Below are 18944 nucleotides of genomic sequence, written 5' to 3'. Positions count from 1 at the left end.
TTGCCTGGCGGCTGTAGCGCGGTGGTCCCACCTGACCCCATGCCGAACTCAGAAGTGAAACGCCGTAGCGCCGATGGTAGTGTGGGGTCTCCCCATGCGAGAGTAGGGAACTGCCAGGCATCAAATTAAGACCAGCACGCTGGTCGTGACCACTCCGGTGACGCGGAGCGGGCGAAACACCTGAGGTCCGCAACAGCGGACCTCAGTACAGAATCGGTGGAGCGGTAGTTCAGTTGGTTAGAATACCTGCCTGTCACGCAGGGGGTCGCGGGTTCGAGCCCCGTCCGTTCCGCCACCCTATTTAGGGGCGTAGTTCAATTGGTAGAGCACCGGTCTCCAAAACCGGGTGTTGGGGGTTCGAGTCCCTCCGCCCCTGCCAGAAAACGATCCTTTGCTTCGGCAAAGGATTTTTTTTGCCTGTAAAAAGCCAAAAACAAAAAACCAGCTAAAACGCACTGGCTTTTGACGCGTATTTATCACCCTTCCTGCTATTAATTCAGCTGTTTTGCCTCACCAGAACCGGAAACTTCAGCAGCTGACGTATATGCGCTTGCTGATCGCTGTTCTGCAACCAGACGGCATAAAGAGGGCGTACCGCCACTGGCGTATCGGGAATGACCATCAGTTCACTGTAAAGGCTGTGCCAGAAGTCAGGCAGAAAGGCACACGCTCCGGTGGTGTGTAACAGCTCTCGTGTTACATGCGCCGATGTCGTGGTCAGAACCGGCACGTCATCTCCGCCTGAGAGATAGCTCTCATGCTGATGAAAATCCGCCCCCCACTCCAGCTTAATATAATCATACTTCTCACGTTTCTCACTCTGGCGAGCGCAAAACAGCGCCAGTGAGATATGGCCAATTTGCTGGCTGGTCAGTTCATCCATTTTAGGAGCTTCGGTGGTGATCAGCAGATCCAGCTGACGCTCATGCAACTGCTTAACCAGCAAATGACGCTGTGCTACACGGGCTTCTAAATGCAGGCTCTCCCGGTTCTCATACAGCGTCTGCAGCCACGGAGTGAGATAAGCCTCCCAGAGCGAAGCACTGGCCCCAATCGACAGCTCATGATGCTGCTGAGTGTGGGAGACCTCCTTCTTAGCCATCAGCCAGGTACTCATCAGACTCTCAGCGTAAGGCAACAGCCGTTCACCCGCTGCCGTCAGCCGTATGTTGTTGCGATGTCTGGTGAAAAGGTTAACACCAAGCTGATTTTCCAGCTGACGGATGCGAAAACTGACAGCAGATTGCGTGAGGTAAAGTGCTTCCGCAGCACGCCCGAAATGGCGTGTGCGGCTCACTTCCAGGAAAGTCTTCAGTAATTCCGTATCCACAGCGTTCTCCCAAAAATTGTTTGTCGTATAGATTTAAATGTTTTGTTTTACACTCTGTCAAGCCTATCTAATACTCCGCGCCATAAATAGTAAGGCTTAATAGAATCAGGAGCGTGTAACATGGCGGAAAGCTTCTTAACCGAAAATCGTTTCTTTGATAACAAACATTACCCGCGTGGATTTTCACGTCACGGTGATTTTACGATTAAAGAAGCCCAGCTTCTTGAACGCCACGGTTTCGCCTTTAATGAGCTTGATTTATCAAAGCGTGAACCTGCAACAGAAGAAGAACGGTTATTTATCGAAGTGTGTCGTGGTCTGCGTGAGCCGCAAACAGAAGCTGAGCGTGTATGGACCAAATACATCACACGCATTAAGCGTCCGAAGCGTTTTCACACTCTGTCTGGCGGGAAACCGCAGATGGATACTGTCGAAGACTTCAGCGACAGCGACGACTAATAAAAAAGGGGCTTATGCCCCTTTTTTATTGCAGGCTGTTATGCAGATGGATCATTAACCGGTCAATGCTGCGATAGCTCACCGCCTCCTGCAAATGCGTACGGTTTATCGCTGCTTCTCCTGCCAGATCGGCCAGCGTACGGGACACTTTCAAAATTCGCTGCCATGCCCGTACCGACAAACCCAGCTTCTCCAGCACCGACTCCAGCCATTCAGCATCTTCTTTGCCAATCTGGCACCAGCGCAGAATTTCTGCATTGTTCAAATGAGCATTAATCTTGCCTGACCGCGCCAGCTGGATCGCGCGTGCGGCGACGACCCGTTGACGCACCGTCGCTGATCCTTCAGCCGTCCGGCGCTGTTTACTCAGCATCCCACTGGGCAGCAGCGGCACCTCCAGTGACAGATCAAAGCGATCCAGAAAAGGCCCGGACAACTTACTGAGATAACGCAGCACCTGCTGAGGCGAGCAGCGATTGTGTTGTCCCTGATAATGTCCGGTGGGACTGGGATTCATCGCGGCAATCAGCTGAAACCGCGCCGGGTAGGTCACTTTTGCCCGGGCACGGGAAATGGCAATCAGCCCCGATTCTATCGGTTCGCGCAGCGAGTCGAGCACCTTACGATCAAATTCCGGTAATTCATCTAAAAACAGCACACCATTATGTGCCAGAGAGATCTCACCAGGCCGGGGTAACGAGCCGCCACCAATCAGGGCATAGAGTGAGGCACTGTGATGAGGCGACCTGAACGGCCTTGTGCGCCACTGTCGATGTGAAAGGTGGCTGTTGACCAGGCTGGCAATCGCCGCGCATTCCAGTGCTTCCTGATCGCTTAAGGGCGGCATGATACCTGGCAGTCGGGTCGCCAGCATGGTTTTGCCAGTGCCGGGCGGGCCAATCAGCAACAGGTTATGCCCACCCGCGGCGGTAATTTCTAACGCTCTGCGACCCTGCTGCTGACCAATAATGTCAGCCAGATCGTCTCCAGGCGCTTCTGGCTGGTCGTCAGGATAGGCGGCGACCGGTAACACGAGCTGATTATGCAAAAAGGCGCATACCTCACTGAGGTGCGAGGCAATCAGTGATGCGCCCTGACGAATCAGTCCGGCATCGGCCTGGTTTTCGCGTGAGAGCACCAGTTGTCGCCCGGCCTGCATCGCTACCATCGCCGCGGGAATCGCGCCCTGTACACTGCAGAGCGCGCCATCAAGGGCAAGCTCACCCAGAAACTCATAGCGGGTCAGCTTGTCCGCAGGGAGCTGTTCAGAGGCAACCAGAATGGCAATCGCCATGGGCAGGTCATACCGTCCGCCTTCTTTGGGTAAATCCGCCGGTGCCAGGTTGATGGTGACCCTTTTAGCTGGAAAGACGAATCCGCTATTGATGATGGCACTACGTACCCGCTCACGTGCCTCTTTTACCGTGGTCTCTGGCAGACCGACCAGCGTCAGCGCGGGCAGACCATTGCTGATATGCGCTTCGATAGTTACCAGGGGGGCGTTGACCCCCAGTGCAGCCCGGGTCAGAACTTTTGATAATGACATACTCGCTCCTTAAGGCTGCCAGTCTGCGGTCAGCCAAAAAGAAAAGCGAAAGCGTGATGAGCCTTATGCGGGGTGAAGCACAGCAGAACGGTAATCGTTGCATACCGTGACAAAACGCCACGGGACTGCGCGCAAATTCAGCAAAATATTATTACGTCACTAAAGTGATGAATATTTATCATCCGGAAATTATTTGTTTTATTACAAACCGATAGGGCAATGCTTACGCCCGGTGGCGGAAAAAAGCAGACGAAAAATGTTGTGCTGATGCCCCTGACTATGTTAACTCTGTAGGCATTACTTCGAACACGTAAAAGAATTGAATAACAAATGAAAGCCCTTCTACAAGTGATTAGCCTAGTTGTGATTAGCGTGGTGGTGATTATTAACCTACCGTGCGGGGCTACGCTTGGAGAAAGAAAGGCTTAAAAATCAAGCCTCGAATCCGAAAAAACCCCCGCACCGAAAGGTCCGGGGGTTTTTTTTCGACCAGGCAAAATATCAGTAAATCCACAAGGAACAAACAATGAACAGTAGCATAAAATTCTGTTGTTCCGGTCAGGACACAGGAGAATAGCGATGACAGGTGCACAGTGGGTAGTTCAGGCTTTACGCGCGCAGGGTGTCGATACCGTATTCGGTTACCCTGGCGGCGCCATCATGCCGGTATACGACGCGCTCTACGATGGCGGCGTGGAACACCTACTGTGTCGTCATGAGCAAGGCGCTGTGATGGCTGCGATTGGTTATGCGCGTTCGACCGGTAAAACCGGTGTCTGCATTGCGACCTCCGGACCTGGCGCAACCAACCTGATCACCGGTCTGGCCGATGCGATGATGGACTCGGTACCGGTTGTGGCGGTAACCGGCCAGGTCTCTTCCGCCTTCATTGGTACTGATGCCTTTCAGGAAATCGACGTGCTGGGCTTATCCCTGGCCTGCACCAAACACAGTTTCCTGGTCGAGTCGTTAGATGAGTTGCCCGCAATCATGGCTGAAGCATTCGCCCTGGCACAGTCGGGACGTCCCGGTCCGGTACTGGTTGATATTCCTAAGGATATTCAGATTGCGCAGGGGGAGCCTGGGCCGCATCTGGTGCCGGTAGAAGAGGGAATGGATCTGCCACATCAGGCGATTGTCGAAGCCCGCGCGCTGATGGCGCAGGCAAAAAAACCGATGTTCTATATCGGTGGCGGCGTCGGGATGGCGCAGGCGGTGCCGGCGCTGCGTGCGCTGGCTGAAGAAACCGGCATCCCTGCCGTAGCAACCCTGAAAGGGCTGGGCAGCGTCGATGCAGACAGCGAACTCTATCTCGGCATGCTGGGTATGCACGGTACCAAAGCGGCCAACCTGGCGGTGCAGAGCTGCGACTTACTGATCGCGGTCGGTGCGCGCTTTGACGACCGGGTGACCGGCAAGCTGGATACCTTCGCTCCTCACGCCAGCGTCATTCACCTCGATATCGATCCGGCCGAGCTGAACAAATTACGCCGCGCCCACGTCTCACTGCAGGGCGACCTTAATCATTTGCTGCCAGCGCTGAGCCAGCCGTTGCATATCGACGCCTGGCGCAACGAAGTGAAAGCGCTCAAAGCCAGCCACAGCTGGCGCTATGACCATCCAGGTGACGCCATCTATGCGCCACTGTTGCTGAAGCAGCTCTCCGATCGCAAGCCTGCCAGCGCGGTGGTGACGACCGACGTCGGTCAGCACCAGATGTGGGCAGCGCAGCATATGGCGTTTAGCGCGCCAGAGAATTTCATCACCTCCAGCGGCTTAGGCACCATGGGATTCGGCTTACCGGCCGCGATTGGTGCGCAGGTCGCCCGACCGCAGGACACCGTCATCTGTGTCTCTGGCGATGGCTCAATCATGATGAATATTCAGGAACTGGGCACCATCAAACGCGGCAAGCTGCCGGTCAAAATCGTACTGCTGGATAATCAGCGTCTCGGTATGGTCCGCCAGTGGCAGCAGCTGTTTTTCGATGGTCGCTACAGCGAAACCAATCTGTCCGATAACCCCGATTTCCTGACGCTGGCCAGCGCCTTCAATATCCCCGGCCAGCGCATCACCCGTAAAGAACAGGTCGACGCCGCACTTGATGCTCTGCTGAACAGCGAAGGTCCTTACTTCCTGCATGTTGCAATTGATGAGCATGAAAACGTCTGGCCACTGGTACCGCCGGGTGCCAGCAATGCAAACATGATGGAGAAAACCGTATGAACCAGCACCAATTGTCTATCGAAGCCCGCTTTCGCCCTGAAATATTGGAGCGCATCTTACGCGTGGTGCGTCACCGCGGTTTTCAGGTTTGCTCAATGAACATGGCTTCAGTGGCCAACGCTGAAAACATTAATATCGAAATGACCGTTGCCAGCCAGCGCTCCGTCGATTTACTGTCTTCGCAGTTAAGCAAACTGATCGATGTCGCCTGCGTTCAGATTCAACAACAGACAACACAACAAATCCGCGCCTAGCCGCGAGAGGGAATAAAAATGAGCACGAAGAAAGCAGACTTTATTTGGTTCAATGGCGAGATGGTTAAGTGGGAAGAGGCGAAGGTTAGCGTCATGTCCCACGCGTTGCACTATGGTACGTCGGTATTTGAAGGCGTGCGCTGCTACGACTCTCACAAAGGACCGGTTGTGTTCCGTCATCGCGAACACATGCAACGTCTGCACGACTCCGCCAAAATCTATCGTTTCCCGATTAAAAGCAGCGTTGATGAGCTGATGGAAGCGTGCCGCGAAGTCATTCGCGTCAATAAACTGAAAAGTGCCTATATCCGTCCGCTGGCGTTCGTCGGTGATGTGGGACTGGGCGTGAACCCGCCAGACGGTTTCAGCACCGATGTAATCATTGCCGCCTTCCCATGGGGTGCTTACCTCGGTGCCGAAGCGCTGGAAAATGGTATCGATGCGATGGTGTCTTCATGGAACCGCGTAGCCCCGAATACCCTGCCAACAGCGGCTAAAGCGGGTGGTAACTACCTCTCCTCATTGCTGGTGGGCAGCGAAGCCCGTCGTCACGGCTATCAGGAAGGCATCGCACTGGACACCAACGGCTACATCTCGGAAGGCGCCGGGGAAAACCTGTTCGAAGTCAAAGATGGCATTCTGTTCACTCCGCCATTCACTTCTTCAGCGCTGCCAGGCATCACCCGCGATGCCATCATCAAACTGGCGATCGACATGGGTATCGAAGTGCGCGAGCAGACGCTGTCACGCGAATCGCTCTATCTGGCGGATGAAATCTTCATGTCCGGTACCGCAGCAGAAATCACGCCGGTACGTAGCGTTGACCGTATCCAGGTTGGCGAAGGCAAGCGCGGCCCGATTACTGCCCGTATCCAGCAGGCCTTCTTTGGTCTGTTCACTGGCGAAACCGAAGACAAATGGGGCTGGTTAGATCCGGTAAACCCGTAATCAGATTCAGCGCGGGCGTTATCTGACGCCCGCGAGCCTATTCTTACTGGAGTAAATAGAGCATGCCTAAGTACCGTTCCGCCACTACCACCCACGGCCGTAACATGGCGGGTGCCCGTGCCTTATGGCGCGCGACAGGAATGACCGACGACGATTTCGGTAAACCGATTATCGCAGTGGTTAACTCATTCACCCAATTTGTACCTGGCCACGTTCATTTGCGCGATCTCGGCAAACTGGTCGCCGAGCAGATCGAAGCGTCAGGCGGTGTGGCCAAAGAGTTCAACACCATCGCGGTGGACGACGGTATTGCCATGGGTCATGGCGGCATGCTGTATTCACTGCCTTCGCGTGAGCTGATTGCTGACTCCGTCGAGTACATGGTCAACGCGCACTGCGCCGACGCCATGGTCTGCATCTCTAACTGCGACAAAATCACTCCGGGAATGCTGATGGCGTCGCTGCGCCTGAATATTCCGGTGATCTTTGTATCCGGCGGACCGATGGAAGCGGGTAAAACCAAGCTTTCCGATCAGATCATCAAGCTGGATCTGGTTGACGCAATGATTCAGGGTGCCAACCCGAACGTCAGCGACGCCGACAGCGAGCAGATTGAGCGTTCAGCCTGCCCAACCTGCGGCTCCTGCTCCGGTATGTTCACCGCCAACTCGATGAACTGTCTGACCGAAGCGCTTGGCCTGTCACAGCCTGGCAACGGCTCCCTGCTGGCGACCCACGCCGATCGTAAAGAGCTGTTTATCAACGCCGGTAAGCGCATCGTCAGCCTGACCAAACGCTACTACGAGCAGGATGACGTCAACATGCTGCCGCGTAACATCGCCAACAAGGCCGCTTTTGAGAACGCCATGATGCTGGATATCGCCATGGGCGGGTCCACCAACACCGTGCTCCACCTGCTGGCAGCCGCACAGGAAGGCGAAATCGATTTTAATATCTCCGACATCGATCGCCTGTCACGCAAAGTGCCTCAGCTGTGTAAAGTGGCGCCAAGTACGCCGAAATATCACATGGAAGATGTGCATCGCGCGGGTGGCGTCTTCGCCATTCTCGGCGAGCTGGATCGTGCCGGCCTGTTCGACAGCAGCGCCCGTAATATCCTGCAGCAGACCATGCGTGAAACGCTGGATCAGTACGACATCATGCTAACCAAAGATCAGGCGGTAAAAGATATGTTCCGCGCGGGTCCGGCGGGTATTCGTACCACCCAGGCGTTCTCGCAGAATTGCCGCTGGGATACGCTGGATGACGATCGCGCAGAAGGCTGTATTCGCACCCGCGAGCACGCTTATTCACAGGATGGCGGCCTGGCCGTGCTGTACGGCAACATCGCGGAAGATGGCTGCATCGTTAAAACTGCCGGCGTAGATAAAGAGATCCTCACCTTCAGCGGTCCGGCCAAAGTCTATGAAAGCCAGGATGATGCGGTTGAAGCGATTCTGGGCGGTAAAGTGGTGGCGGGCGACGTGGTGGTGATCCGCTACGAAGGGCCTAAAGGCGGCCCTGGCATGCAGGAGATGCTCTATCCGACCACTTATCTGAAATCGATGGGTCTGGGCAAGAGCTGCGCGCTGATCACCGATGGCCGTTTCTCTGGCGGTACCTCTGGTCTCTCCATCGGTCACGCCTCGCCTGAAGCAGCCAACGGCGGCACCATTGCACTGGTCAAAGATGGCGACACCATCGAAATCGATATCCCTAACCGCGGCATCAAACTGGCCGTGCCGGATAACGAACTGCATGCCCGCCGTGAAGAGCAGGAAGCGCGCGGTGATGCGGCGTATACGCCGATCAATCGTCAGCGTGAAGTCTCCTTTGCACTGCGTGCCTACGCATTACTCGCGACCAGTGCTGACAAAGGTGCCGTCCGCGATAAGAGCAAGCTGGGAGGCTAAAATGGCCGAGTCTCAACCGCTACCCGAGGCGCCCTGCGGCGCCGAGTATTTGCGCGCCGTGCTGCGTTCGCCGGTGTATGAAGTGGCACAGGTAACGCCGCTGCAGGTTATGGAAAAAATTTCATCGCGTCTGGGCAACACCATTCTGGTGAAGCGTGAAGATCGTCAGCCGGTGCACAGTTTCAAACTGCGCGGGGCTTACGCGATGATCGCCGGACTGAACGAAGAGCAAAAAGCGCGCGGCGTGGTGACGGCATCAGCCGGCAACCATGCGCAGGGCGTGGCGCTCTCCGCCAGCAAGCTGGGCATTAAATCGCTGATTGTGATGCCGCTGGCGACAGCAGATATCAAGGTTGATGCGGTGCGCGCATTTGGCGGTGAGGCTTATTTGTTTGGCGCCAATTTTGACGAAGCGAAAGCCAAAGCGATTGAGCTGTCAGAGCAGCGCGGCTACACCTTTGTGCCGCCGTTTGACCACCCGGCCGTGATTGCCGGGCAAGGCACGCTGGCGATGGAGCTGTTGCAACAGGATGCACATCTGGATCGGGTGTTTGTCCCGGTTGGTGGCGGCGGACTGGCGGCTGGTGTGGCGGTATTAATTAAGCAGCTGATGCCGCAAATCAAAGTGATTGCGGTTGAGTCTGAAGATTCCGCCTGCCTGAAAGCGGCGCTGGAGGCCGGCCATCCGGTCGATCTGCCGCGCGTCGGGCTGTTCGCTGAAGGCGTCGCGGTCAAACGGATTGGCAGCGAAACCTTCCGGCTGTGTCAGGCCTATATCGACGACATCATTACCGTCGACAGTGATGCGATCTGCGCTGCGATGAAAGATCTGTTCGAAGATGTGCGGGCCGTAGCGGAACCTTCTGGCGCGCTGGCGCTGGCGGGCATGAAGAAGTATATCCAGCAGCACGACATCAAAGGCGAACGGCTGGCGCACGTCTTATCGGGCGCTAACGTCAATTTCCACGGTCTGCGTTACGTTTCTGAGCGCTGCGAGCTGGGCGAACAGCGCGAAGCGCTGCTGGCGGTGACCATTCCGGAACAGCAGGGCAGCTTCCTGCGGTTCTGTCAGACGCTGGGCGGACGGTCGATTACCGAGTTCAACTACCGCTATGCCGATGCCGACAAAGCCTGCATTTTTGTTGGCGTGCGGCTGACCCGCGGTCTGGAAGAGCGCAGCGAAATCATCAGCCAGCTCACCGACAGCGGTTATCAGGTGGTTGATCTTTCGGATGATGAGATGGCCAAGCTGCACGTGCGTTATATGGTCGGCGGACGGCCTTCCAAGCCGCTGCGTGAACGACTGTTCAGCTTTGAATTCCCGGAAGCGCCAGGCGCCTTGCTGAAATTTCTGCAAACGCTCGGTACCCACTGGAATATTTCGCTGTTCCACTACCGCAGCCACGGTACTGACTACGGTCGCGTACTGACGGCGTTTGAGCTGGGTAACGATGAGCCACGCTTTGAGGAGCATCTTACCGACCTGGGTTACGACTTTCACGACGAAACGCAGAACCCGGCATTCCGCTTCTTCCTGGCGGGCAGCTGATTACAACTGGCTCCAGAAAGCACTGATCAGCGGCTCGCCGAGCCGCTTTTTCTGCACGCAGACACCGAGTTCAAACGGTGCCACCGATTCAACATTCTCCAGCATCATGACGCGGTTACGCACCGGTTCCGGACTATTCTCCAGCACCACGTCCGGCAACAGGGCGATACCGCATCCCAGCGCCACCATGGAAACAATCGCCTCATGGCCGGATACCGTGGCGTAAATTAACGGATTCGCAATGCGATGACGGCGGAACCACAAATCGATACGCCGGCGCGCCGGCCCCTGCTCCGGCAGGATAAACGGGATTTGCGACCATTCCGGCAGCGCCTGAGTGGCCTGAGTCCGCACCGCGCAGGGTAACGCTGGCGCGATCAGCACCAGCGGAATCAGCCCGAGCGGCATAAAATCGATGCTGGCCGGTAAGGTTTCAGGCCGTCCGGCAATCGCCAGATCGGCTTCGCCGGTGTGCACTTTCTCTACCGCATCGGCGGCATCACCGGTGTTAAGTTTGATTTCTACCTGCGGGTGCTCGGCACGAAAACGGTCGAGGATCGGCGGCAGGTGGCTGTAGGCTGCGGTCACTGAGCAGAACAGGCGCAGCTCGCCGCTGAGCGACGGGCCGTTGAGATCCATCACGTGGCGCAGCTGCTGATATTGCAGCAGCGTCTGCTGAGCAAACTGGCGCAGGCGTTCGCCCGCTTCTGTCAGCGTGACGGTGCGGTTATCACGCAGAAACAGCGCATGTCCGACATCCTCCTCCAGCCGCTGAATCTGGCGCGAGAGCGTGGAGGGACTGACGTGCATCGCACGCGCCGTGCGGCCGAAGTGACAGCTTTCGGCCAGATGAAGAAACAGTTTCAGATCTCGTAAATCCATATGCGCGTCGCCTTAACGTGATGTTGCATTTATTGCAATGTGACGTTGTTAATATATCAATTTAAGCAACAGAATTCCTGTCATATGATGGGGTCATTCGCGGCGCTGCACTACACGCCGTCCCTGAACAAAAAAAAGCAAACACAACCTCACTGGAGTACCCATGGCTAACTATTTCAACACATTGAACTTGCGCAACCAGTTAGCGCAATTAGGTAAATGTCGTTTCATGGCACGCGAAGAATTCGCCGATGGCGCCAGTTTCCTGAAAGGCAAAAAAGTCGTTATCGTTGGCTGTGGTGCGCAGGGCCTGAATCAGGGTCTCAACATGCGTGATTCCGGTCTGGACGTCGCCTATGCACTGCGTGCTGAAGCGATTGCGGAGAAACGCCCTTCATGGCGCAAAGCGACCGATAACGGTTTCAAAGTGGGTACGTACGAAGAGCTGATCCCTCAGGCGGACCTGGTCGTTAACCTGACGCCGGACAAGCAGCACTCTGCGGTGGTTCAGGCGGTTCAGCCCCTGATGAAAGATGGCGCCGCGCTGGGTTACTCTCACGGTTTCAACATCGTGGAAGTGGGTGAAACCATCCGTAAAGATATCACCGTAGTGATGGTCGCGCCGAAGTGCCCGGGCACCGAAGTGCGTGAAGAATACAAACGTGGTTTTGGTGTGCCGACGCTGATCGCGGTTCACCCGGAAAACGATCCTAAAGGCGAAGGCATGGCGATTGCCAAAGCCTGGGCCGCAGCGACCGGTGGCGATCGTGCTGGCGTGCTGGAATCTTCCTTCGTGGCAGAAGTAAAATCTGACCTGATGGGCGAGCAGACCATCCTGTGCGGCATGCTGCAGGCGGGTTCACTGTTATGCTTCGACAAGCTGGTGGCGGAAGGGACCGATCCGGCCTACGCCGAAAAACTGATTCAGTTTGGCTGGGAAACCATTACCGAGTCGCTGAAGTTCGGCGGCATCACGCTGATGATGGATCGCCTCTCTAATCCGGCAAAACTGCGGGCTTATGCGCTGTCAGAGCAGCTGAAAACCATCATGGCGCCGCTGTTCCAGAAACATATGGATGATATCATTTCGGGTGAGTTCTCTTCCGGCATGATGGCTGACTGGGCCAATGACGATAAAAACCTGCTGACCTGGCGTGAAGAGACCGGCAAAACCGCTTTCGAAACGGCCTCGCAGTATGAAGGTAAAATCGAAGAGCAGGAGTACTACGACAAAGGCGTATTGATGGTAGCGATGGTTAAAGCGGGCGTTGAGCTGGCGTTTGAAACCATGGTCGATGCCGGCATTATCGAAGAGTCTGCCTACTATGAATCACTGCATGAGCTGCCGCTGATCGCGAACACCATCGCCCGTAAGCGCCTGTATGAAATGAACGTGGTCATCTCCGATACCGCTGAATACGGCAACTACCTGTTCTCATTCGCCGCGGTGCCGTTGCTGAAAGAGTTCATGACCACGCTGCAGCCGGGTGACCTGGGTAAAGCGGTTGAAGGAACGCAGGTAGATAACGCGCAGCTGCGTGACGTCAACGAAGCCGTTCGCCAGCATCCGATTGAAGCGGTCGGCCGTAAACTGCGTGGCTATATGACTGACATGAAACGCATCGCTGTTGCGGGCTAATTAGCGTCACCACCGTTTTCAGCAAAACAAACCCCGGCTTGCCGGGGTTTTTTGTTTATCAATCGATGGGCACCTCCTGTAGACGTGCCTATGGTCTGGCCGCTTCACTGTGAAACCGTGGCTGTACAAGCAACACGGTCAGATCGGAAAGACGCAAAATCCGCCTTCCCTGGCACGCCTGGCTCGCGCGATTACGCATCTCATCCCTGAGTGCACCCGTCACCGGGCCAATGACTGGCGTTTTTTTCCCGGGGACGGATGCTTTCCTCCTCTACCCGTATTGCCTGCGCATTGAGTTTATTCGTTGCGGCCAGAATTACCCTGATTGGGTTTGTGAGCCGTCTGAAGCGTTCCGCTGACCGCCTGAAACGTATGCCGAAGTCAACGCGATGAGCGCATACGCCTGTAGCAAAGCATCGCGGGCCAGGGACAAAAACGCCGGGAGCGTTTTTGAACAACGCAAAGCGTTGGCCCGTTTACGGGCGCACCTCAGGGATGAGGTGCGTAATCGCCCGCGCTGAGCATGCCAGGGATGGCGTCTTTTGCGTCTTTGCGAAAGGCGTATGCGCCCTGAGCCTGCGCACTAACCTCAACACGACGCCTTTAGTCCTGAGCCAGCGCACTAACCTCAACACGACGCCTTTAGCCCTGAGCCAGCGCATTAATCTCAACACGACGCCTTTAGTTCTGAGCCAGCCGGTTAACCTCAACACGACGCCTTTAGGGCTGCGCATTAACCTGAGCCTTCAGCCTGCCGTTTTTCTACCTGATGATGCCAGCGCCAGGCGAGAGCCATAAAAAAACCCAGCGGCTGCCGGGTTTTTCACTGACCTTCATACAACGGGATTAGACGTCATACAGCGTCTGATTGCGCGTCTCTTTACAGGCGATCAACGCAATCAGCGTCAGCACCGCCATCGAAGCCAGATAGAACCCTACCGCCTGCAAACCGTAATTCGCATTCAGCCAGGTGGCGATATAGGGCGCGACAGAGGCACCGAGAATCGACGACAGGTTATAGGAAAACGATGCGCCGGTATAACGCACTTCAGTCGGGAACAGCTCCGGCAGCAGCGCGCCCATCGGACCAAAGGTCAGGCCCATAATGCTCAGACCCAGCAACAGAAACGCCATCACCAGCGCCTGCGATCCTGAACCGAGCATCGCCGGGAACAGAAACGAAAAGGCGATAATCATCAGCGTAATGGTGATCATCGTCTTACGGCGACCAAAACGGTCAGCCAGCAGCCCGGCAATCGGCACCATCACGCCAAAGCCAATCACGGCTAACATCAGCATCCACAGCATACTGTTACGCGGAATACCCAGTCCGGCCGGTGCCGGCGTGGTGCCATAACTCATCGAGTAGACGGTCATGATGTAGAACAGGGTATAGGTCGCCAGCATGATAAAAGTGCCGAGAATGGTGGCAGTCAGATGCTTACTCAGCAGCGCGGCAATCGGTACCCGCACCTGCTTTTTCTCTTTCTGCACTTTGGCAAACACCGGACTCTCATGCAGCGACACGCGCACATACAGGCCGATCAATACCAGCACCGCAGAGAGAATAAACGGCACGCGCCAGCCCCACTGCATGAACTGCTCATCGGTCAGCAGCCATGACAGCAGCAGGAAGGTACCGTTAGCGAAGAAGAAGCCAATCGGCGCGCCAAGCTGGGGGAACGACCCATACAGTGCACGCTTCTTCGCCGGGGCATTTTCGGTGGCCAGCAGCGCCGCGCCGCCCCATTCTCCGCCGAGCCCCAGACCCTGACCGAAACGTGCCAGCGCCAGCAGAAGCGGAGCCAGCACGCCGATGGTTTCATAACCCGGCAGCAGGCCGATCACCACGGTCGAGATCCCCATGGTCAGCAGCGAGGCGACCAGGGTTGCTTTACGGCCAATGCGATCGCCAAAGTGACCAAACACGGCCGAACCAATCGGACGCGCAATAAACGCGATCGCAAAGGTCGCCAGTGACTGTAGCGTGGCGACGGTGGCGTCACCCTGCGGGAAAAAGATGTGCGGGAAAACGATCACCGCGGCAGTGGCATAAATATAAAAATCGAAGAACTCAATGGCCGTACCGACCAACGAGGCGATCACCACTTTGCTGCGCGAATTAACCGGCGTGGGGTCCTGTTGCTTGTCGAGTGTTTCTGAGATGGAGGCTTGCATAACTGTTTCTTATTTGTAAATACAGATAAAGAATCTTACGCACCTGCCAGACGTCATTCAATGCTGAAACCCGCGTCGTTACTGGCTTCGCCGGGCAAAGAGAGGATAATTTCTGTCGTCCGGGGAATGTCGGAGGATGCCGGGGTAAACCGGGCTAAATCTGGCGGGATACTCTACGAAAGGGCTAAATAAAAGTGACCCCTCAGCTATTCATCCTGTTATGTGGATAAAAAATAGCCTCGGGGTGATATTTTCCGCTGTTGTTAACCGCTGGTGATTATTGCGGGTGAGAAGGGCGACCCGCCTGTGGCATTTGCGGATCGTCTTTATATTTTGCAGTAGCGATCCAGGCGGCACAGAACAGCGTCAGGCGGGCGAAGAAATAGAAGAACGCCATCAGACCGAGTACCGAGCCAAACGCCGCGCCAGACGGCGAGGTCGCCAGCTTCGGCAGCGTCAGCGTCATGACAAATTTGATCACTTCGAAACCGACCGCCGCCAGCAGCGTACCGCGGAACAGCGCTTTCTTGCGCGGCTTGTGACGCGGCAGGATCCAGAAAATCCAGAGGAACAGCAGGTAGTTAGCCAGCACTGAAATCGAGGTGGCGATAATGGTCATTGCCGGGCGGAGCCAGTCGATGCCGTCCAGTCCCAGTGCGCTGACAATCATCGCCTGTGCCGAACCGGCAACCGAGGTCAGCGACAGCGTAATCACCAGCGCCAGCATCAGGCCGGTCAGCGACAGGAAATCGCGGATATAGCGTTTCCAGATTTTCTCCTTATCGTCGGGTTTGCGCTCCCACACGTCGCGCGACTGGGCCCGGATCGCTTCCCGCAGATTCCCCATCCAGTTAAGACCCGAATAGAGCGCCAGCAGTAACCCGGTAATACCGACGGTAGCGCGCTGCTGAATCGCGGTATTGACGGTATTTTTCAGGGTGGTAGCCAGCGTCGGATCGCTGATGCTGCTGACGATTTTGTTGATGATATCGGTCAGCAAATCCTGATTCGATGCCAGCACAAAACCCACGGCCGCAAACGAGACCATCAGAATCGGGATCAGCGATAAAAAGGAGAAGTAGGTAATCGCTGCGCCAAACTGGCTGCCGAGCCGATCGTTAAACCGTTCCAGCGCGCGGATAAAATGCGCCACCGCCGGAATCGCCTGAAACCAGGCGGCAAAACGCGAAACGCGCACAATCGATTGGTCAACAGAAGGGTTGCCGGTTTTAATATCGATCAGCGGTTTTGGCGGCTGCGTATCCTGTGGATTTTCCTGCTTGTCTGTCATAGACCTTCACTGTCCTGTTTATCATTAAAATCAAAGTATAGCCGCTCAGGTGACGTACTCCTGTAGTACCTGACTCAGCCACTCCATAAATACCCGCACCCGTCGGGCGACATTGCGCCGATGCGGATAGAGCAGGTGGATCGGCATCGGCCTGGCGGGAAAATGGTGCAGTACTTCAACCAGTTCACCCTGCTCCAGCAGCTTCTGAATGCCGATCGCCGGCACCTGAATAATGCCTAAGCCGGCCAGACAGGCGGCGCGGTAGGTCTCGGTGCTGTTCACCGTCACTACGCCACCGGTGTGCACATAGTGGCACTGCCTGCCGTCAAAATATTCAAACCCTGGCGACGGCTGACCCAGTTGCTGGCTGTAGTGCACCATGGCGTGCTGCGACAACTCTTCCAGCCGGATCGGTCTGCCGAAGCGCGAAAGGTAGCCAGGGCTGGCGCAATTGATCAAGGTGTAAGTCCCAATTTTTCGTGCAATTAAACCTGAATCTTTCAGCTCGCCGACCCGAATCACGCAGTCAAATCCTTCGCGGATCACATCGACCTGACGATCGCTGCTGCTTAGCTCAATCTCCACGCCCGGATAGTGCTGTAAGAACTCCGGCAGTCGCGGCAGGATAAAGCCGGTCGCCATCGCCACTGACATATCGACCCGCAGTTTGCCGCTGAGCGTGGCGGGATCGTGCTGAAACAGGCTGTCCATATCGTCAATCATCGACAGCAAATCAAGACAGCGATCGTAATAGACCAGCCCATCCTGCGTCAGCTGCACCCGGCGGGTGGTGCGATGCAACAGGCGGGTCGCCATCTGATTTTCCAGCGCCTGAATCTGCCGCGACACGCTGCCTTTGGGTAAACCTAAACTTTCTGCGGCGCGGGTAAAACTGCCCATTTCGGCAACCCGAACAAACACCTGCATTGCGTGAATTTTATCCATGTTGTGCACCGATTGTTGTTCTTATTGAAACAGTGATCTCTATTTCGATCTGTTTATAGATCAATTATTCAGGAATATCTTTAAACCGTGTTCAATTTTCCAACAGGTGTGCAACATGAATCATAAAATTGCGTTGATTACCGGAGCAAACCGCGGTTTAGGCCGCAATGGAGCGTTAAAACTGGCTGCCAGAGGCGTTGATATCATTCTGACCTATCGCAGTCACGCTGACGAGGCACAGGCGGTGGTGAAAGAAATTGAAGCGCTGGGTGCCCGCGCAGTGGCGCTGGCGCTGGATGTCGGTGAAAGCAGCCGCTTTGATGCGTTTGTTGAGCAGGTCCGCCAGCAGCTGCAGCAGTACTGGCAGCGCGAGCAGTTTGACTATTTAGTGAACAACGCCGGTCATGGCCATTACAAAGCCTTCACCGACACCACCGAACAGGAGTTTGACGCGCTGGTTAACGTCCATTTTAAAGGACCTTACTTCCTGACGCAGAAGCTGCTGCCGCTGATTCAGGATGGCGGGCGCATCCTCAATATTTCCAGCGGCCTGACGCGGCTGGTGTATCCGGGTTCCAGCACCTACGCGGCGATGAAAGGAGCGATGGAGGTCCTGACGCGTTATCAGGCGAAAGAGCTGGGCGCGCGGCGGATCCGCGTCAATATCCTGGCACCTGGCGCGATTGAAACCGACTTCGGTGGCGGTCGGGTGCGTGATACCAAAGAGCTTAACCAACAGATCGCTGGCCTGACCGCGCTGGGTCGGGTGGGATTGCCGGATGACATCGGTGACGCCATCAGCGCCATTCTGAGTGAGGAAACCGGCTGGATCACCGCCCAGCGTATCGAAGCGTCTGGCGGCCAGGGGATTTAATCGCCGGCGGCCTGGCGGACAGCAAATCCACCGGGCCGCGGCGTGTCAGAGTGAAATGGTGCCGTCAATCACCGTCACGGTATTGCCGCCAATCCAGATTTCATCCCCGGCAAAAGTGACCTGCACCCGACCCGCGCGTTGCAGTACGGTGCCCTGACGCACCCGGTAATCCGTGGTCTGGCCGGCCGCCGCGAAGTAGCGGGCCAGACAGGCATTGGCGCTGCCGGTGATCGGATCTTCGGTCAGGCTGCCATATTCAACCAGCAGGCCGCGCACTTCATACTGCTCACTTTCGCCCTGCGGCAAACGGCCAAAGGGCATCACACCCGTCACGCCTGCGTGTTTAATCAGCCGCTGCAGATCGCTGACGTTGGGCTGAAGCGCCAGCACCGCGTCGGCGCTGACCATCGGCACCAGCAGCCAGCGAATCCCCATATCCACCACCGTCGGGCTTTGGGTCAGATCGAACGCGTCGCTGTTTAACGCATTGCCCATCAGGGCGTCCTGCCATGGCGTAATGGTGGCCGCCGGCGCGGCAAACGCCAGCGCGCCGTCTGCGGCAATCTTGATCCGCACGTTACCGACGCCGCACTCCTGCACAATTTCGCCCGGCGTCCGGGTTGGCCAGCCTGCTTCCAGCAGCGCATGCGCGGTGCCGAGCGTCGGATGACCGGCAAACGGCAGTTCACCCTCGACGGTAAAAATGCGCACCCGATAATCGGCCTGGGCATCCTGTGGCGGCAGCACAAAGGTGGTTTCCGACAGGTTGGTCCAGCGGGCGATGGCCGCCAGCTGGCTGTCGCTTAACCCCTGTGCATCCATGATCACCGCCAGCGGATTACCGTTAAAGGCGGATGAGGTAAACACATCGACTTGCTTAAACGCGACCTTCATTGTCACTCCTTGCTTA

The 18944-nt window shown here is 56.2% G+C and carries 17 protein-coding genes, 2 tRNA genes and 1 rRNA gene; 13 read left to right on the top strand and 7 right to left on the bottom strand.

The window, feature by feature from the left end; translation table 11 throughout:
- The first annotated feature begins 3 nt into the window (after positions 1-3).
- The 3 genes from rrf to AABB92_RS18455 all read left to right on the top strand — a co-directional run bounded on the left by rrf (position 4) and on the right by AABB92_RS18455 (position 379).
- A 5S ribosomal RNA gene (gene rrf / locus AABB92_RS18465) occupies positions 4-119 on the top strand.
- Between the two features lie 99 nt (positions 120-218).
- Positions 219-295, top strand: a tRNA-Asp gene (locus tag AABB92_RS18460).
- Between the two features lie 8 nt (positions 296-303).
- Positions 304-379, top strand: a tRNA-Trp gene (locus tag AABB92_RS18455).
- 117 nt (positions 380-496) lie between these two features.
- Here AABB92_RS18455 and hdfR read toward each other — a convergent pair.
- Positions 497-1330, bottom strand: coding sequence for an HTH-type transcriptional regulator HdfR (gene hdfR, locus AABB92_RS18450; protein WP_031377324.1), 834 nt, complete (start codon positions 1328-1330; stop codon positions 497-499).
- A 120-nt stretch (positions 1331-1450) separates the two neighbouring features.
- Between hdfR and AABB92_RS18445 the strand changes: the two genes are divergently transcribed.
- Positions 1451-1789 carry a MaoP family protein gene (locus AABB92_RS18445; RefSeq protein ID WP_031377325.1) on the top strand — a complete coding sequence of 113 codons (339 nt, stop codon included), beginning with the start codon at positions 1451-1453 and terminating at the stop codon, positions 1787-1789.
- A gap of 25 nt (positions 1790-1814) precedes the next feature.
- Here AABB92_RS18445 and AABB92_RS18440 read toward each other — a convergent pair whose 3' ends face one another.
- On the bottom strand, positions 1815-3335 hold the full coding sequence (locus AABB92_RS18440; protein ID WP_031377326.1) for a YifB family Mg chelatase-like AAA ATPase: 1521 nt from the start codon (positions 3333-3335) through the stop codon (positions 1815-1817).
- 330 nt (positions 3336-3665) lie between these two features.
- Here AABB92_RS18440 and ilvL point away from each other — a divergent pair, with 330 nt between their 5' ends.
- The 6 genes from ilvL (at position 3666) to ilvA (ending at position 10225) form a co-directional block, all read left to right on the top strand.
- Positions 3666-3764 carry an ilv operon leader peptide gene (gene ilvL, locus AABB92_RS18435; RefSeq protein ID WP_082097622.1) on the top strand — a complete coding sequence of 33 codons (99 nt, stop codon included), beginning with the start codon at positions 3666-3668 and terminating at the stop codon, positions 3762-3764.
- A 150-nt stretch (positions 3765-3914) separates the two neighbouring features.
- Positions 3915-5561, top strand: a complete 1647-nt coding sequence (gene ilvG / locus AABB92_RS18430) for an acetolactate synthase 2 catalytic subunit (protein WP_031377327.1) — start codon at positions 3915-3917, stop codon at positions 5559-5561.
- Complete coding sequence (ilvM, locus tag AABB92_RS18425; RefSeq protein ID WP_008926359.1) at positions 5558-5815, top strand: acetolactate synthase 2 small subunit; 258 nt, start codon at positions 5558-5560, stop codon at positions 5813-5815. Before ilvG ends, ilvM begins: the two co-directional genes overlap by 4 nt.
- A gap of 18 nt (positions 5816-5833) precedes the next feature.
- Positions 5834-6763 carry a branched-chain amino acid transaminase gene (locus AABB92_RS18420; RefSeq protein ID WP_031377328.1) on the top strand — a complete coding sequence of 310 codons (930 nt, stop codon included), beginning with the start codon at positions 5834-5836 and terminating at the stop codon, positions 6761-6763.
- Positions 6764-6825: 62 nt separating this feature from the next.
- Positions 6826-8676 (top strand): dihydroxy-acid dehydratase, encoded by a 1851-nt coding sequence (gene ilvD, locus AABB92_RS18415; RefSeq protein ID WP_031377329.1) that lies wholly within the window; start codon positions 6826-6828, stop codon positions 8674-8676.
- Position 8677: 1 nt separating this feature from the next.
- Positions 8678-10225 carry a threonine ammonia-lyase, biosynthetic gene (ilvA, locus tag AABB92_RS18410; RefSeq protein WP_031377330.1) on the top strand — a complete coding sequence of 516 codons (1548 nt, stop codon included), beginning with the start codon at positions 8678-8680 and terminating at the stop codon, positions 10223-10225.
- Here ilvA and ilvY read toward each other — a convergent pair whose 3' ends face one another.
- Positions 10226-11107: an HTH-type transcriptional activator IlvY gene (gene ilvY / locus AABB92_RS18405; protein WP_031377331.1), complete on the bottom strand. Its 882-nt coding sequence runs from the start codon at positions 11105-11107 to the stop codon at positions 10226-10228.
- A gap of 163 nt (positions 11108-11270) precedes the next feature.
- Between ilvY and ilvC the strand changes: the two genes are divergently transcribed.
- On the top strand, positions 11271-12746 hold the full coding sequence (gene ilvC / locus AABB92_RS18400) for a ketol-acid reductoisomerase (RefSeq protein ID WP_031377332.1): 1476 nt from the start codon (positions 11271-11273) through the stop codon (positions 12744-12746).
- Between the two features lie 450 nt (positions 12747-13196).
- Positions 13197-13544, top strand: a complete 348-nt coding sequence (locus tag AABB92_RS18395; RefSeq protein WP_161797057.1) for a hypothetical protein — start codon at positions 13197-13199, stop codon at positions 13542-13544.
- Positions 13545-13592: 48 nt separating this feature from the next.
- Here AABB92_RS18395 and AABB92_RS18390 read toward each other — a convergent pair whose 3' ends face one another.
- From AABB92_RS18390 to AABB92_RS18380, 3 genes are all read right to left on the bottom strand, one after another.
- On the bottom strand, positions 13593-14924 hold the full coding sequence (locus AABB92_RS18390; RefSeq protein WP_031377333.1) for an MFS transporter: 1332 nt from the start codon (positions 14922-14924) through the stop codon (positions 13593-13595).
- Positions 14925-15201: 277 nt separating this feature from the next.
- Positions 15202-16215: an inner membrane protein YhjD gene (gene yhjD / locus AABB92_RS18385; RefSeq protein WP_031377334.1), complete on the bottom strand. Its 1014-nt coding sequence runs from the start codon at positions 16213-16215 to the stop codon at positions 15202-15204.
- 45 nt (positions 16216-16260) lie between these two features.
- Positions 16261-17160 carry a LysR family transcriptional regulator gene (locus AABB92_RS18380; protein ID WP_031377335.1) on the bottom strand — a complete coding sequence of 300 codons (900 nt, stop codon included), beginning with the start codon at positions 17158-17160 and terminating at the stop codon, positions 16261-16263.
- Between the two features lie 115 nt (positions 17161-17275).
- Between AABB92_RS18380 and AABB92_RS18375 the strand changes: the two genes are divergently transcribed.
- Complete coding sequence (locus AABB92_RS18375) at positions 17276-18034, top strand: SDR family NAD(P)-dependent oxidoreductase (RefSeq protein ID WP_031377336.1); 759 nt, start codon at positions 17276-17278, stop codon at positions 18032-18034.
- A 45-nt stretch (positions 18035-18079) separates the two neighbouring features.
- Here the strand turns inward: AABB92_RS18375 and AABB92_RS18370 are convergent, their stop codons facing one another.
- A complete protein-coding gene (locus AABB92_RS18370) occupies positions 18080-18928 on the bottom strand; it encodes a PhzF family phenazine biosynthesis protein (RefSeq protein WP_031377337.1) in 849 nt (282 codons plus the stop codon).
- Between the last annotated feature and the right edge of the window lie 16 nt (positions 18929-18944).

Origin of the sequence: Pantoea brenneri (assembly GCF_038594305.1) — a bacterium.
Lineage (GTDB): Bacteria > Pseudomonadota > Gammaproteobacteria > Enterobacterales > Enterobacteriaceae > Pantoea > Pantoea brenneri.
The sequence above is the reverse complement of the archived record's forward strand: the minus strand, read 5'-3'. Positions and strand labels throughout refer to the sequence as shown.

Bases quoted from the DNA above. Each gene is read 5' to 3' on its own strand.
- AABB92_RS18445 (WP_031377325.1), top strand. From the start codon at position 1,451: ATGGCGGAAAGCTTCTTAACCGAAAATCGTTTCTTTGATAACAAACAT.
- AABB92_RS18440 (WP_031377326.1), bottom strand. From the start codon at position 3,335: ATGTCATTATCAAAAGTTCTGACCCGGGCTGCACTGGGGGTCAACGCC.
- ilvL (WP_082097622.1), top strand. From the start codon at position 3,666: ATGAAAGCCCTTCTACAAGTGATTAGCCTAGTTGTGATTAGCGTGGTG.
- ilvG (WP_031377327.1), top strand. From the start codon at position 3,915: ATGACAGGTGCACAGTGGGTAGTTCAGGCTTTACGCGCGCAGGGTGTC.
- ilvM (WP_008926359.1), top strand. From the start codon at position 5,558: ATGAACCAGCACCAATTGTCTATCGAAGCCCGCTTTCGCCCTGAAATA.
- AABB92_RS18420 (WP_031377328.1), top strand. From the start codon at position 5,834: ATGAGCACGAAGAAAGCAGACTTTATTTGGTTCAATGGCGAGATGGTT.
- ilvD (WP_031377329.1), top strand. From the start codon at position 6,826: ATGCCTAAGTACCGTTCCGCCACTACCACCCACGGCCGTAACATGGCG.
- ilvA (WP_031377330.1), top strand. From the start codon at position 8,678: ATGGCCGAGTCTCAACCGCTACCCGAGGCGCCCTGCGGCGCCGAGTAT.
- ilvY (WP_031377331.1), bottom strand. From the start codon at position 11,107: ATGGATTTACGAGATCTGAAACTGTTTCTTCATCTGGCCGAAAGCTGT.
- ilvC (WP_031377332.1), top strand. From the start codon at position 11,271: ATGGCTAACTATTTCAACACATTGAACTTGCGCAACCAGTTAGCGCAA.
- AABB92_RS18390 (WP_031377333.1), bottom strand. From the start codon at position 14,924: ATGCAAGCCTCCATCTCAGAAACACTCGACAAGCAACAGGACCCCACG.
- yhjD (WP_031377334.1), bottom strand. From the start codon at position 16,215: ATGACAGACAAGCAGGAAAATCCACAGGATACGCAGCCGCCAAAACCG.
- AABB92_RS18380 (WP_031377335.1), bottom strand. From the start codon at position 17,160: ATGGATAAAATTCACGCAATGCAGGTGTTTGTTCGGGTTGCCGAAATG.
- AABB92_RS18375 (WP_031377336.1), top strand. From the start codon at position 17,276: ATGAATCATAAAATTGCGTTGATTACCGGAGCAAACCGCGGTTTAGGC.
- AABB92_RS18370 (WP_031377337.1), bottom strand. From the start codon at position 18,928: ATGAAGGTCGCGTTTAAGCAAGTCGATGTGTTTACCTCATCCGCCTTT.